We start from the raw sequence: 14240 nt of genomic DNA, 5'->3' as shown, positions 1-14240 counted from the left end.
CCGCGAAGCACGCGATCTCCTGCGGGGCGGCGCACCCCCGAAGCTCTCGGCGGTCAGCCCGTCACCCCTGCCAAGGCCCACGCCGCACCGCAGTTTCCACAGGTCGCCGCAGACGGCGAGACCTACCCACCGACGTTTGGTGGGTCGGGAAACCACCGGCTGCTGTGTCACAGACTCCCGCGACGCGTCCTTGCGAGGCGGGTGAACCGAGGCCGCCCGGCCACCTGAGCTCCGACTCCGGGCAGTCCCGGCCTTATCGAGGGAAGGAATCCATTGAGCGACACCACCGACGTGACGTCGGATGTTTCCAACGTCGCTGGCGATGCCACCGCTGCCGCTCCCGCCCGTCGTCGGCGCAGCGGTACCGGTCTGTCGGCGATGCTGCTGCCAGAGCTGCAGAGCCTGGCCGCGTCGCTCGGCATCTCCGGCACTGCTCGCATGCGTAAGGGTGAGCTGATCGCCGCGATCTCCGAGCGGCAGGGCGGCAACGCCGCCGGAACCCCTCGACCGCGGGCCGAGGTCGCCGCGGCGGCCGCTCCGGCCCGTGAGGAGGTGCGGGAGACCGTGGACCGCCCGGCGGCCGAGGGTCGCAGCACCGACCAGGCGCCGGCCGAGCCGGCCACCGAGACCGAGAGCCGCAGTCGTTCGCGGCGCAGCCGGACCGCTGCCGCGGAGGCCCGTACCTCCGAGGTCGGCACCTCCGAGCCGCGTGGCGCCGAGGCGCGCACCGACGAGGTCGAGAGCGGCGAGCGTTCCGAGCGTGGCGAGAACCGTCGTGACCGTGCCGAGCGCAACGACCGCTCCGACCGGGGCGAGCGTGCCGAGCGTGCCGAGCGCAACGACCGGGGCGACCGTGCCGAGCGGGGCGACCGCAACGATCGGGGCGAGCGTGCTGAGCGGGGCGACCGTGTTGAGCGGGGCGACCGTAACGATCGGAGCGAGCGGGCCGAGCGCAACGATCGGGGCGAGCGCTCCGATCGGGGTGAGCGTGCCGAGCGCAACGACCGCAGCGATCGTGCCGAGCGGGGCGAGCGCAACGACCGCAACGACCGCAACGATCGGGGCGAGCGCAACGACCGTTCGGAGCGCGCCGACCGCAACGACCGTGGTCAGCGCGTCGAGCGCGACAGCGACGACGAGGACGGCGAGGGCGGCGGTCGGCGTGGCCGGCGCAGCCGCTTCCGGGACCGTCGGCGTGGTCGTGGCGAGCGCGGCGAGACCGGCGGGGACACCGGCGGCGGCCGTGAGCCGCAGGTCGGCGACGACGAGGTGCTCGTCCCCGTGGCCGGCATCATCGACGTGCTCGACAACTACGCCTTCGTACGGACGACCGGCTACCTGGCCGGCCCGAACGACGTGTACGTCTCGATGTCCCAGATCAAGAAGTACGGCCTGCGTCGCGGTGACGCGATCACCGGCGCCGTGCGGGCGGCCCGCGAGGGCGGCAACAGCGGCGACCAGCGGCGGGACAAGTACAACCCGCTGATGCGGCTGGACACGATCAACGGGATGGAGCCGGAGGAGGCGCGGCGTCGGCCCGAGTTCTACAAGCTCACGCCGCTCTACCCGCAGGAGCGCCTGCGGTTGGAGACCGAGCCGCACATCCTGACCACCCGGGTCATCGACCTGGTCATGCCGATCGGCAAGGGCCAGCGGGCGCTCATCCAGTCTCCGCCCAAGGCGGGTAAGACGATGGTGCTGCAGGCGATCGCCAACGCGATCACCCGCAACAACCCGGAGTGCCACCTCATGGTGGTGCTGGTCGACGAGCGGCCCGAAGAGGTCACCGACATGCAGCGGTCGATCAAGGGCGAGGTCATCGCGGCCACGTTCGACCGTCCGCCGCAGGACCACACCACGGTGGCGGAGCTGGCCATCGAGCGGGCCAAGCGTCTGGTCGAGCTGGGGCACGACGTCGTCGTGCTGCTCGACTCGGTGACCCGGCTCGGTCGGTCGTACAACCTGGCGGCGCCGGCCAGCGGCCGGATCATGTCGGGTGGTATCGACTCCACCGCGCTCTACCCGCCGAAGCGTTTCCTCGGCGCGGCCCGCAACATCGAGAACGGCGGCTCCCTGACCATCATCGCCACGGCGCTGGTGGAGACCGGTTCGATGGCGGACACGGTCATCTTCGAGGAGTTCAAGGGCACCGGTAACGCGGAGCTGAAGCTGGACCGGAAGATCGCCGACAAGCGGACCTTCCCGGCCATCGACATCAACCCGTCCGGCACCCGTAAGGAAGAGGTCCTGCTCGCGCCCGAGGAGCTGGCCATCATCCACAAGCTCCGCAAGGTGCTGCACTCGCTGGACTCGCAGGCGGCGATGGACCTGCTTCTGGACCGTCTCAAGCAGTCCCGCACCAACATCGAGTTCCTGATGCAGATCGCGAAGTCGACGCCGGGGGAGTGACCCTCCGTCGGTGACCGACCGACGAAGAGAGGCGCGGCCGTAATGGCCGCGCCTCTCTTCGTTCCCGCCTCAAGCCACGCCGTCCCACCCCACCTGTGCTCCACACGTCCTTTGCTCTGCTGAAGCAGAGCAAAGGTGGCGGAGGGGGAGGCCGGAGGGGGCGGGTGAGGGGCGGCGCCGTACCCCCGGCGGGGTACCCGACGGCGGAGCGAATGTCCGGCCGGGCGGCGGGAATGAGGACGGGGAGGCACGTGTTGACGATCCCGGACGAGGTGTGCGGCCCGCTTGCCGGGCTGGCTCAGGCCCATGGCACACTGGTCAATCGGCCACACCGGTTCCGGTTCACGCCCGAGCCCGTCGCGTACGGCGCGACGAGTGATGACGGCGACCCGGCGACCACCAACGAGAGGACCGAGGCGAGATGAAGGCAAACATCCACCCGGAGTACGTGACCACCGAGGTCAGCTGCTCCTGCGGTAACACGTTCACGACCCGCAGCACCGCCAAGGGCGGGGCGATCCACGTCGAGACCTGCAGCGCCTGCCACCCGTTCTACACCGGTAAGCAGCGCGTTCTCGACACCGCCGGTCGGGTCGCGAAGTTCCAGCAGAAGTACGCCAAGGTTCAGGCCAAGAAGGCCAAGTAACTCCCCGTTCGGCGCCCGTGTCCGGTTTTGTACCGGACGCGGGCGCCGTCCGCGTTTCGCCCGTCAACACCCTTGGCCCTCCCGGTGCCGCATCGTCGAAGGAGCATCCGCAGCATGAGCAGCGAGCGTCTGGCCGGACTCCTCGACGAGTACGCGGAGCTGGAGAAGCGGCTGGCCGACCCGGCCATCCACGCCGACCAGGCCACCGCGCGCCGGGTGGGTCGCCGGTACGCCGAGCTGGTGCCGCTGCACAAGGCCGCCGGCGAGCTGGAGCAGGCCCGCTCCGACCTGGCCGCAGCCCGTGAGCTGGTCGACGAGGACCCGTCCTTCGCCGCTGAGGCGGACTCCATCGCGGCGTCCCTGCCGGCTCTGGAGGAGCGCCTCGCCGAGTTGCTCATCCCGCGCGACCCGCACGACGCCAAGGACGTGATCGTCGAGATCAAGGCCGGTGAGGGCGGCGAGGAGTCGGCGCTGTTCGCCGGCGACCTGCTGCGGATGTACACCCGGTACGCCGAGCGGCACGGCTGGATCACCGAGGTGATCGACGCTCAGGATTCCGACCTCGGCGGGGTCAAGGACGTCTCGCTGTCGATCAAGACCAAGGGTGTGCCGGACGGCGGCAACGGTGTCTGGTCGCGGCTCAAGTGGGAGGGCGGCGTGCACCGGGTGCAGCGCGTCCCGGTGACCGAGTCGCAGGGCCGCATCCACACCAGCGCGGCCGGGGTGCTGGTGCTGCCGGAGGCCGAGGACGTCGACGTCACCATCGACCAGAACGACCTGCGCATCGACGTGTTCCGTTCGTCCGGCCCGGGCGGCCAGTCGGTGAACACGACCGACTCGGCGGTACGGATCACGCACGTGCCGACCGGCATCGTCGTGTCCTGCCAGAACGAGAAGTCCCAGTTGCAGAACCGGGAGCAGGCCATGCGGATCCTGCGGGCCCGGCTGCTCGCCGCCGCCCAGGAGCAGGCCGACGCCGCCGCTTCGGACGCCCGCAAGGCGCAGGTACGCACCGTGGACCGCTCGGAGCGCATCCGCACCTACAACTTCCCGCAGAACCGGATCACCGACCACCGGATCGGCTACACCGCGTACAACCTGGACCTGGCGCTCGCCGGTGACCTCGACGGCGTCCTGGACGCCCTGGCCGAGGCCGACCGCGCCGCCCGCCTGGCCGGCGACACGGAACTGACCCGCCGCTAACGGCCCCCGCCCCGCCCCGCCGATCATGGAATCGTGGTGCGCGGATTATTCCGTCACGAGCCTTTTGTGGGGCACCACAAGTCCTTGATCGACCCCGACGGAGGGGGAGGGGGAGGGGTCGTCAGCTCGCTCGGGGGCGGGATTTCGCGCGTAGCATCTCCCGGTCGGCCTGCTCGAAGGCGACGCTGAGCGCGTCGCGCAGCCCGCTACCGCCGGAGACCTCGGCGAAGCCGATGCTCACCCCGACGGGAGTGCCGGGCACCAGCGACTCCCAGTCCTCGTTGCGTACCGCCGCCTCGATCCGGCGGGCCACCTCGGCGGCCTCGGTCATGCCCGTGTCCGGGAGCACCACGACGAACTCGTCGCCGCCGTAGCGGGCCACGAAGTCTCCCCGGCGCATCACCCGGTTGATCACCCCGGCGATCCGTTGCAGGACCAGGTCACCAGAGTGGTGGCCGTGCCGGGTGTTGACCGCCTTGAAGCCGTCCAGGTCGCAGACGCCGATGACGACCCGCTCGCCCCGGGTCACGACGGCGGTGATGTACCGCTCCAGACGACGCCGGTTGGGCAGGCCGGTGAGCGGGTCGGTCAACGCCTCACCCTCGTACCGGGCCGCCTCGCGACGCATCTCCTCGTGGTCGATCCGGGCGGCGATGCCGTCGATGTAGACGTCGCGCAGCCGGTCGTTGCGCTGGGCGGCGAGTCGGAACGCCAGCCGGTCCGCCCGGTGGGCCGCGGAATGGTCGCCGGCGCGGGCGAGCGCGATGCTGCGCAGCCGGGCCGGCTCGGCCGCCCCGAGCGTCTCCGTGGACACCCGGATGGTGTCCAGTCGGGCGACCGCCTCGATCGGCCGACCGTCCGCGACGGCCAGGCAGACCATGCCGAGTTGCCGCAGGTCCCGCGCGCGGGCGCTGTCACCGCCGTGGGTGAGCAGCCGGGACGGGACGGCATCGCCGGTCGGTTCCAGGGTGTCGCCGAGCGCGGCCTGCCGGGCCGCCGAGTACCCGTACGCGGCGAGGCTGCTGGGACGGAGCCGCCCGGCCCGCCCGGTCTGGACGAACTGGGCCAGGTCGGTCGCCACGTCGCGCAGCACGCGCAGGCAACCGTCACTGTCACCGTTGTGGTCGAGCGCCACGGCATTGCGCAGCCGGATGCCCGGCGCGGCGAACGTCTCCTCCGGGATCCCGGCGGTCAACCCGAGCTGCCGTGCGCGTTCGATCGCGCCCAGGGCGTACCCGTGGAAGCTGAGGTAGCTGTAGGCCATCGCCAGGTCGTGCCAGCCCCAGGCGGTGTCCCGGTCCGGGTCGTCCACGGCGTTCAGGGCCCGCGCTGCCTTGACGAGGTGGGTGACGCACCGGTCCAGCGCGCCCTGGTGGTGGGCGGCGAGCGCGGCCAGCGCGTTGAGGTGCCCGTGCAGGTAGGGCTCGGCGAGGTCGCGGACGGCCGCCGACGCCTCCTCGATGGCCCGGGTGAACTCCGCCGTCCGACCGAGATTGATCAAGGCGGAGAGGCGCTGGACCATGGCGTCCGCGCGGGCCGCCGGGTCCGACGTGGTGCGGATCACACGCTCCAGAAGGGTGTACGACTCCGCGGAGCGACTTGCTTCCTGCAAAGCGCGGGCGTGCGAGAGAGTGTCAACCTGGTCATGGACCCGGTCGAGCCAGCCCACCCACAACCTCCTGTCGTGTGCGCCTCGACGCACCCGTTCATGGCGTCGCCCCGCGACGCCCCATGATTATCGTGTGACCACTCTGCCGCAACACCCCCCCGAAGGGACAGGCCGCACCCGTCCGTCCGCCGCGGTGGCGCGGGCGGCCCGCGTACTCGCCGCCGCCGGCGTGGGCCCGGCGCGCGTGGAGGCCGAACTGCTGACGGCGTACGTGCTGGACGTCCCCCGGGGTCGGCTGGCCCTCGCCGACGATCTGGACGACGCCCAACTGGCCCGCCTGGACGAGCTGGTCGGGCGTCGCGCCGGCCGGGAGCCGTTGCAGCACCTGACCGGTCGGGCGGGTTTCCGGCACCTGGAACTGGCGGTCGGTCCGGGTGTCTTCGTGCCCCGCCCGGAGACGGAACTGCTGGCCGGATGGGGTGTCGAGCAGGGCCGGGGCAGATCCGAACCGCTCGTGGTGGACCTGTGCAGCGGCACCGGCGCCATCGCGTTGGCGGTGGCGCAGGAACTGCCCGGGGCGCGGGTGGTCGCGGTGGAGCGGTCCTCGGCGGCGCTGGCGTGGTTACGCCGCAACGCGGCCGAGCGGGCGGCGGCGGGGGACCGGCCGATCGAGGTGGTCGAGGCCGACGTGACCGCTGCGGACCTGCTGGAGGGCCTGGTGGGTCGGGTGGACGTGCTGCTCTGCAATCCGCCGTACGTGCCCGTGGACGTGGTGGTGCCGCCGGAGGTGGCCGCACATGATCCGGCGGAGGCGGTCTTCGGAGGCGCCGACGGGCTGGCGGTGATCCGGCCGGTGGTCGACCGGGCGGCGGCGCTGCTGCGACCCGGCGGCGTGATCGGGGTCGAGCACGACGACACGCACGACGTGGCGGTGCCGGAGCTGTTCGCCCGGGACGGCCGTTTCGACGCTGTTACGGAGCATCCGGACCTCACCGGCCGGCCCCGGTACGCCACGGCGTCCCGACGGGCGGACGGCCAGCACACCGTGCCCGGGCGGGCGTGGCAGACTGACTCCTCGTGATGCTCTACGACTGCCGATCGCCCGCCGATCGGGACCGCGGCATCGCTGCGGCCATCGAGGCGGTCAAGAACGGCGAACTGGTCGTCCTCCCGACGGACACCGTCTACGGGATCGGCGCGGACGCGTTCACGCCGTACGCGGTCAAGGCGCTGCTGGACGCGAAGGGCCGGGGTCGGCAGATGCCCCCGCCGGTGCTGATCGGTTCGCGGCACACCCTGGACGGCCTGGTTTTCTCGCTGCCCTCGGCGGCGCGGGACCTGGTGGAGGCGTTCTGGCCGGGTGCGCTGACGATCGTGGTCGAGCACTCGCCGAGCCTCCAGTGGGACCTGGGCGACAAGACCGGCACGGTGGCGGTGCGGATGCCGCTGCATCCGGTGGCCCTGGAGGTGCTGCGCGAGACCGGCCCGATGGCGGTCTCCTCGGCCAACAAGACGGGCCAGCCGGCGGCGGTGACCGCCGAGGAGGCGCGCGACCAGCTCAGCTACTCGGTGCGTGCCTACCTGGAGGCCGGGCCCTGTCCCGACCCGGTGCCGAGCACGATCGTCGACCTGACCGGCGAGGTGCCGCAGTTGCTGCGGGCCGGGGCGATCCCGCTGGAGAAGCTGCGCGACGTCGTACCGGACCTCCTCGACGTCCACCAGGGGGCCTGAGTGCCCCCGTTCACCGTCCTGCACGTCTGCATGGGCAACATCTGCCGCTCACCGATGGCCGAGCGACTGCTGGCCCTCGCGGTACGGGAGCGGTTGGCGCGGCGTTCGCAGGATCCGGCCGGCGCCGAGGAGCTGCTGCACAGCCACAGCGCCGGCACCGGCGGCTGGCACGCGGGCGAGGAGATGAACCCGCCGGCGGCGCGGCAGGTCATCGACCGTGGCGGTGACGTCGACGGGTTCGCGGCGCGCAAGCTGCGCTCGGACCACATCGACGCCGCTGACCTGGTCCTGACGGCGACGGCCGACCAGCAGGAGTACGTGGTGGCGCTCCGCCCGGACGCGGCGGCCCGTACCTTCGTGCTGGGTGAGTTCGGCCGGCTGCTGGCCGCGGTGGACGGCGCCGCGCTGCCGGCGGCCGAGGCGACCCCGGAGGCGGTGTACGCGCGTGGCGTGGCCCTGGTGGCGGCGGCGCACGACGAACGACTGGGCGCCTCGGCGCTGCCCACCGACGATCTCGACGATCCCTGGGGTCGCGGCGACCAGTGTTTCACCCGGGTCGCGGACGAGATCGAGGAGACGGTCCACCCGCTGGCCGCCGCACTGCTGCCCTGAGCGCCGTGCGAGTTTCCTCCGGGTTTGGGGAAAACCAGGGGCGAAAGGGGCGTTCCGGGTCATTCTGAACGGGTCCTAGTGTGACCGGCTCCTGCGGGGAGAGCTGATGATCCGGGCCCGACTCGACAAACTGCTGACCGTGGTGATCGCCGGCGTGCTGGCCGGACTGGTGCTGGCCGGGGCCGCCCTGCCCGCGGCCCTGGTCTTCGGGATCGGCTTCAGCGCCCTCAGCACGCCGTACTCGGAGCTGCCCAACACGCTCCGCACGCCGCCCACCGCGCAGCGCTCCAACCTCTACGCCAACGACGGCACCACCCTGATCACCTCCTTCTACCAGGAGGACCGGGTGGACGTCCCGCTGCACGAGGTCGCCCCGGTGATGCGCCAGGCCATCGTGGCCGCCGAGGACGTCCGGTTCTACCAGCACAGTGGGGTGGACCTGCGTGGTGTGGTGCGTGCCTTCACGGTGAACAAGCGCGACGGCAAGACCCGGCAGGGCGCCTCCACCCTGACCATGCAGTACGTCCGCAACGTGCTCGGCAGCGACCCTCGGCTCACCGAGCGGCAGCGCCAGGCGGCCACCGAGATCACCACCGCCCGCAAGCTCCAGGAGATGCGGTACGCGCTGGCGCTGGAGCGGGAGCTCAGCAAGGAGGACATCCTCACCCGCTACCTCAACATCGCCTACTTCGGCGCCGGGGCGTACGGGATCGGGGCGGCCAGCAAACGCTACTTCTCGGTCTCGCCGGCTGAGTTGACCCTGCCCCAGGCCGCGCTGTTGGCCGGTCTGGTCCGGTCGCCGGACAGTGACGACCCGATCAACGGGGACGCCGACAGCGCCCTGCACCGGCGGACGTACGTGTTGGAACGCCTGGTCGAGACGGATCAGGTTCCCGCCGACGCGGCGGCGGCGGCACAGGCCGAGCCGTTGCAGTTGCGGCCCAGCGAGACGCCGAACGACTGCACGGGGGTGCCCGACGGGCACTCGGACTGGGGTTTCTTCTGCGACTGGTTCACCCGCTGGTGGAGCAGCCAGTCGGCGTTCGGTTCGAGCGCCGACGAGCGACAGCGCACGCTGCGCCGGGGCGGGTTCTCCATCGTCTCGTCGCTGGATCCGGCCGTGCAGCAGGCCGCCACCGAGCAGGTCCTGCGCATCTACCGGCCCACCGAGGCGCGGGCCGTACCCACCGCCGTGGTGCAGCCCGGCACCGGCCGGGTGCTGGCGATGTCGGTGAACCGCAACTACAGCGTCGAGGACAACCCGGTCGGGCAGAAGAACCACCCGAACACGGTCAACCAGCTCGTGGCCGGTGGTGGGGCCATCGATGGGTATCAGGCCGGTTCGACGTTCAAGCTCTTCACCATGCTGGCCGCGCTGGAATCCGGCATGCCGCTGTCGACCGAGTTCACGGCGCCGACGCAACTGCTCACCAGCTTCCCGGCGACCGGTGCGGGTAGCTGTGACGGCCGCTGGTGCCCGGCGAACGCCAGTCCGTCGGCGATGGACGGGCCCCGCACGATGTGGACCGGGTTCGGCCGGTCGGTGAACACCTACTTCGCCTGGCTCACGGAGCGGGTCGGCGCCGACCGGGTGGTCGAGATGGCCGAGCGGCTGGGCATCGTGCTGCGGGCCGACTCCGACGAGCGGCTGGCCCGCTACGGCGCGAAGGACTGGGGCCCGTTCACGCTTGGCGTTGCCGCGACGACCCCGCTGGACCTGGCGACGGCGTACGCCACGGTGGCCGCGGAGGGGACGTGGTGCGCGCCGCTGCCGGTGGTCTCGATCAACGACTCGGCCGGCCGGCCGGTGGATGCCGCCAAGCCGGACTGTCGGCAGGTACTCGACACCGACGTGGCCCGGGCGGCGGCGGACGCGGCCCGCTGCCCGGTGGGCGACCAGTCGATGTACGGGCGGTGCGACGGCGCTACGGCTCCCGATCTGCGTTCCCGGCTGGGTCGCCCGGTGGCCGGCAAGACCGGCAGTTCCGAGCGGTACGAGACGGAGACGGTGGTGGCCTTCACCCCGCAGTTGGTGGTCGCCTCGATGGCGGCCAACCCCGACGACCCGCGCGACGCCGTCGGTCAGGCCGTGCAGGCCCGGATGGTGACCGGGGTGGGCGAGATCCTCTCCCGTGCCCTGCACGACCAGCCGGTACGCGACTTCGTCCCGCCAAGCGAACGCGCCGCCTTCCAGGTAACCGGCGCCCGAACCACAAACTAACCCCACCCCACCCCGCGCCCTGCCCCCGGCCCTGCCCCTGCCCCGGCCCGGCCCTGACCGCGCCGATCATGGAGTTGTGGTGGGCGTTAGAGCCGCCAGTGCCCCTTTTGTGGGCCACCACAACTCCATGATCGACGTGATCAGGTGGGTGGGGCGTGAGGGCTCGGCGATCTTGCATTTTCGGTGGCGACTTAAGGTGCCAAGACGGCAAAACGGCAGCAGGAAGTGCAAGATCGGCGCGGTGGGGCGGGGCGGGGGGTGGGTTAGGGGGTTTGTTCGGCGTTGCGGGCTATGTTGCGGGCCATTCCGCCGAAGATCACGGCGTGGAACGGGGTGACCGAGCCCCAGTAGGCGTGGCCGGCTAGGCCGCGGGGGAGGAAGACGGCACGTTGCTGGTAGCGGCTGTGGCCGTTCTCGGCCGGCAGCGCCCGCATCTCCAGCCAGGCGCGGCCGGGCAGCCGCATCTCCGCGCGCAGCCGCAACAGCTCGCCCGGAACGATCTCCTCGACCCGCCAGAAATCCAGCGCCTCGCCGACCTGGAGGCGGTGCGGGTCGCGCCGGCCCCGGCGCAGCCCCACGCCGCCGACCAGCCGGTCCAGCCAGCCGCGTACCGACCAGGCGAGGGGGAACGAGTACCAGCCGTGCTCGCCGCCCACGCCCTCGATGACCCGCCAGAGCGCGGCCGGCGACGCGTCCACCGCCCGTTCCCGCATGTCCGTGTACACCGTCCCGCCGGACCAGTCCGGGTCGCTGGGCAGCGGCTCGGCGGGCGCGTCGGTGCCGCTCGCGGTGGACCAGCGCGTCTCCACCTGGGCGTCGCGCACCTTGGCCAGCGCCAACCGCACGGCCTCGTCGAAGCCGGTGAGGCCGCCGGGCGGATCGGGCACGTACCGGGCGATGTCGTGTTCGTGGGCCACGGCCTCGTGGATCAGGCTCTCCACCAGCGGCCGGGCGATCTTGTTCGGTACCGGGGTGATGAGGCCGACCCAGTGCGACGAGAGCGACGGGGTGAGCGGCCGGACCGGCACGATGATCCGTCGTCGTAACCCGGCCACCCGGGCGTAGCGGTCCATCATGTCGCGGAAGGTCAGCACGTCCGGTCCGCCGATGTCGAAGCCGCGGTTGACGTCGGGCGGCAGGGTGGCGCAGCCGGCCAGGTAGCGCAGCACGTCGCGGACCGCGATCGGCTGGATCCGGTTGCGGACCCACCGTGGCGTGACCATGGCCGGCAGCCGCTCGGTCAGGTAGCGCAGCATCTCGAACGACGCCGAGCCGGAGCCGATGATCACCGCAGCGCGGAGCACCGCCGTGGGCACGCCGCTGGCGAGCAGGATCCGGCCCACTTCGGCCCGGGACCGCAGGTGCGGCGACGGGACCTCCGCGTCGGCCGCCGGCTCCGGACCACCGAGGTAGACGATCCGGCGTACGCCGGCCGCGCGGGCCGCCGCCGCGAAGTTCGTCGCCGCCGTCCGGTCGGCCGCCTCGAAGTCCGCCCGGCCCAGCGAGTGCACCAGGAAGTACGCGACGTCCACGTCGGCGAAGGCGGCGGGCAGTGTCTCCGGCCGGCTCAGGTCACCCTCGACGATCTCGGCCGCCGCCGCCCACGGCACATCGCGCAGGCGTCCTGCCTTTCGGGCGAGGCAGCGCACGGTGTGCCCGTCGGCGAGCAGCAGCGGCGTCAGTCGCCCGCCGATGTATCCGGTGGCTCCGGTGACGAGGCATCTCACGAGTCCCAGTGTGCGGCCGCCGCGGGCCTGTCGCACAAGAACTGGCCGGCCTGCGGCGGGCCCGGACGACGCCCGGCGGCGTTGCGGTCCCGTCCGGATACGACACCGGTGTCCGGACGGGACCGCGCCTTGCCGGATCGCCGCCCGGACTCCGCCTCGGCTCGGCCGCCCTGGTGCGACAGGCCCTAGACTCGTTCGCTGTGGAGACCGAGACGAGCACCTTCTGGGGGCCGGATTTCGCCCAGCTCAGGGCCACCGATCCGGAGATCGCCGGGGTGGTCCTCGGCGAACTGGACCGGCTGCGGGGTGGCCTGCAACTGATCGCGAGCGAGAACCTGACCTCACCGGCGGTGCTGGCCGCGCTCGGCTCGACGTTGACCAACAAGTACGCCGAGGGGTACCCGGGTCGGCGCTACTACGGCGGCTGCGCCGAGGTGGACCGGGCCGAGGAGATCGGCATCGCCCGGGCCAAGGAGCTGTTCGGGGCCGAGCACGCCAACCTCCAGCCGCACTCCGGGGCGAGCGCCAACCTGGCCGCGTACGCCGCGCTGGTGCAGCCGGGGGACACGGTGCTGGCGATGGACCTGCCGCACGGCGGGCACCTCACCCACGGCAGCCGGGTGAACTTCTCCGGCAAGTGGTTCCACCCGGTGGGCTACCCGGTCCGGCCGGACACCGAGCTGATCGACTACGACGAGGTACGCGACCTGGCCCGCGCGCACCGGCCCAAGCTGATCATCTGTGGGGCCACCGCGTACCCCCGGCTGATCGACTTCGCGCGGTTCCGGGAGATCGCCGACGAGGTCGGGGCGTACCTGATGGTGGACGCCGCGCACTTCATCGGCCTGGTGGCCGGTCGGGCGATCCCGTCGCCGGTGCCGTACGCCGACGTCGTCTGCGCCACCACCCACAAGGTGCTGCGCGGTCCCCGGGGCGGCATGATCCTCTGCCGCGAGTCGCTGGCCCAGCGGATCGACAAGGCGGTCTTCCCGTTCACCCAGGGCGGCCCGCTGATGCACGCGGTCGCGGCCAAGGCGGTCGCGCTGCGCGAGGCGGCCCAGCCCGAGTTCCAGACGTACGCCGCCCAGGTGGTGCGCAACGCGCAGGCGCTCGCCGCCGGGCTGGCCGACGAGGGCATGCGCCCGGTGTCCGGTGGCACCGACACCCACCTCGCTCTCATCGACCTGCGGGAGCTGGGGGTGACCGGCACCGAGGCCGAGCGTCGCTGCGACGCCGCGTCGATCACCCTGAACAAGAACGCCATTCCGTACGATCCGCAGCCGCCGATGGTGGCCTCGGGTATCCGGGTGGGCACGCCCAGCGTCACCACCCAGGGCATGCGCGAGGGTGAGCTGCGGCAGGTGGCCGCCCTGATCGCCCGCGCGGTACGCACGAACCCGGGTGAACCGGGTGGCGCCGACGCGCTGAGCACGATCGGCGCCGAGGTGGCCGAACTGGTCGCGGCCTTCCCGGCGTACCCCCGTGGCTGAGCCCGGGGTGGTCGAACCCGCGAGCGACGGACGGTGGCGGCTGCGGCACCTGCCGGTGCTGCTGGCCGCGTCGGCGGCGCTGGCCGTGGTCGCGGCCGTGGTGGGCGGGGTGACCGGTGGTGCGACCGCCGCGCTCGGCGCGGTGGCCGGGGTGGGCGTGACGGTGCTCAGCTACACCCTCACGACGGTGGTGCTGGCGCGGGCCGACCAGGTCAACCCGCAGTTGCTGCTGCCGCTCGGTCTGGGGCTGTACGTGCTGAAGTTCACCCTTCTGGGTGTCGTCCTGGTGGCGGTGGCGTCGACCGGTTGGGCGGGGTTAGTTCCGCTCTGCCTCGGCATCGTCGCCGGGGTGGCAGTGTGGACAGCGGCGCACCTCTGGTGGCTGACCACGGTGCACGCCCGCCGCTCCGGCTGACCTGGTCGTCGACACGGGTGTCCCACCTATCGGACGCGCGGCAATGTGTCGGCCTCCGGTCATTTTCCGACGGGCGGAAGGGGAGTAGCGTGCCCACAGACGACGGCGCCCACGAGAAGCCCACACAACGACGGTTGTGCGGGGGGTGAGGCACAGCCTCGTCTTCCCGGCTGATAT

General features: G+C 72.1%; 11 protein-coding genes. 9 read left to right on the top strand and 2 right to left on the bottom strand.

Features of this window, described 5'->3' with window-relative positions; genetic code table 11:
- Positions 1-273 precede the first annotated feature (273 nt).
- The 3 genes from rho to prfA all read left to right on the top strand — a co-directional run bounded on the left by rho (position 274) and on the right by prfA (position 4258).
- Entirely contained in the window at positions 274-2409 is a 2136-nt protein-coding gene (rho, locus tag ACQP0N_RS27360; protein WP_433115156.1) for a transcription termination factor Rho, read from the top strand.
- A gap of 421 nt (positions 2410-2830) precedes the next feature.
- The gene (gene rpmE / locus ACQP0N_RS27355; RefSeq protein ID WP_007464546.1) at positions 2831-3055 is read left to right on the top strand and encodes a 50S ribosomal protein L31; all 225 of its coding nucleotides are present in this window, start codon (positions 2831-2833) and stop codon (positions 3053-3055) included.
- 114 nt (positions 3056-3169) lie between these two features.
- Entirely contained in the window at positions 3170-4258 is a 1089-nt protein-coding gene (gene prfA, locus ACQP0N_RS27350; protein ID WP_433115153.1) for a peptide chain release factor 1, read from the top strand.
- A gap of 121 nt (positions 4259-4379) precedes the next feature.
- Here the strand turns inward: prfA and ACQP0N_RS27345 are convergent, their stop codons facing one another.
- Positions 4380-5927, bottom strand: coding sequence for a GGDEF domain-containing protein (locus ACQP0N_RS27345; RefSeq protein WP_355052851.1), 1548 nt, complete (start codon positions 5925-5927; stop codon positions 4380-4382).
- A 73-nt stretch (positions 5928-6000) separates the two neighbouring features.
- Here ACQP0N_RS27345 and prmC point away from each other — a divergent pair, with 73 nt between their 5' ends.
- The 4 genes from prmC (at position 6001) to ACQP0N_RS27325 (ending at position 10431) form a co-directional block, all read left to right on the top strand.
- Complete coding sequence (prmC, locus tag ACQP0N_RS27340; RefSeq protein WP_433115151.1) at positions 6001-6948, top strand: peptide chain release factor N(5)-glutamine methyltransferase; 948 nt, start codon at positions 6001-6003, stop codon at positions 6946-6948.
- Entirely contained in the window at positions 6948-7598 is a 651-nt protein-coding gene (locus tag ACQP0N_RS27335) for an L-threonylcarbamoyladenylate synthase (protein ID WP_355052883.1), read from the top strand. Before prmC ends, ACQP0N_RS27335 begins: the two co-directional genes overlap by 1 nt.
- Entirely contained in the window at positions 7599-8210 is a 612-nt protein-coding gene (locus ACQP0N_RS27330; protein ID WP_433115149.1) for a phosphotyrosine protein phosphatase, read from the top strand.
- A 106-nt stretch (positions 8211-8316) separates the two neighbouring features.
- Entirely contained in the window at positions 8317-10431 is a 2115-nt protein-coding gene (locus ACQP0N_RS27325; RefSeq protein WP_433115147.1) for a transglycosylase domain-containing protein, read from the top strand.
- 263 nt (positions 10432-10694) lie between these two features.
- On the opposite strand, the gene ACQP0N_RS27320 is transcribed toward ACQP0N_RS27325, so the two are convergent.
- A complete protein-coding gene (locus ACQP0N_RS27320; RefSeq protein ID WP_433115146.1) occupies positions 10695-12158 on the bottom strand; it encodes an SDR family oxidoreductase in 1464 nt (487 codons plus the stop codon).
- Between the two features lie 200 nt (positions 12159-12358).
- Here ACQP0N_RS27320 and glyA point away from each other — a divergent pair, with 200 nt between their 5' ends.
- Both glyA and ACQP0N_RS27310 read left to right on the top strand, forming a co-directional pair.
- Complete coding sequence (glyA, locus tag ACQP0N_RS27315; protein WP_433115144.1) at positions 12359-13648, top strand: serine hydroxymethyltransferase; 1290 nt, start codon at positions 12359-12361, stop codon at positions 13646-13648.
- Positions 13641-14063, top strand: a complete 423-nt coding sequence (locus ACQP0N_RS27310; protein ID WP_433115142.1) for a hypothetical protein — start codon at positions 13641-13643, stop codon at positions 14061-14063. Before glyA ends, ACQP0N_RS27310 begins: the two co-directional genes overlap by 8 nt.
- Positions 14064-14240: the final 177 nt, after the last annotated feature.

The organism is Micromonospora sp. CA-246542 (genome assembly GCF_050942905.1).
Taxonomy (GTDB): domain Bacteria; phylum Actinomycetota; class Actinomycetes; order Mycobacteriales; family Micromonosporaceae; genus Micromonospora.
The sequence above is the reverse complement of the archived record's forward strand: the minus strand, read 5'-3'. Positions and strand labels throughout refer to the sequence as shown.

Coding starts and splice junctions, on each gene's coding strand:
- rpmE (WP_007464546.1), top strand. CDS start 2,831: ATGAAGGCAAACATCCACCCGGAGTACGTGACCACCGAGGTCAGCTGC.
- ACQP0N_RS27325 (WP_433115147.1), top strand. CDS start 8,317: ATGATCCGGGCCCGACTCGACAAACTGCTGACCGTGGTGATCGCCGGC.
- ACQP0N_RS27335 (WP_355052883.1), top strand. CDS start 6,948: ATGCTCTACGACTGCCGATCGCCCGCCGATCGGGACCGCGGCATCGCT.
- prfA (WP_433115153.1), top strand. CDS start 3,170: ATGAGCAGCGAGCGTCTGGCCGGACTCCTCGACGAGTACGCGGAGCTG.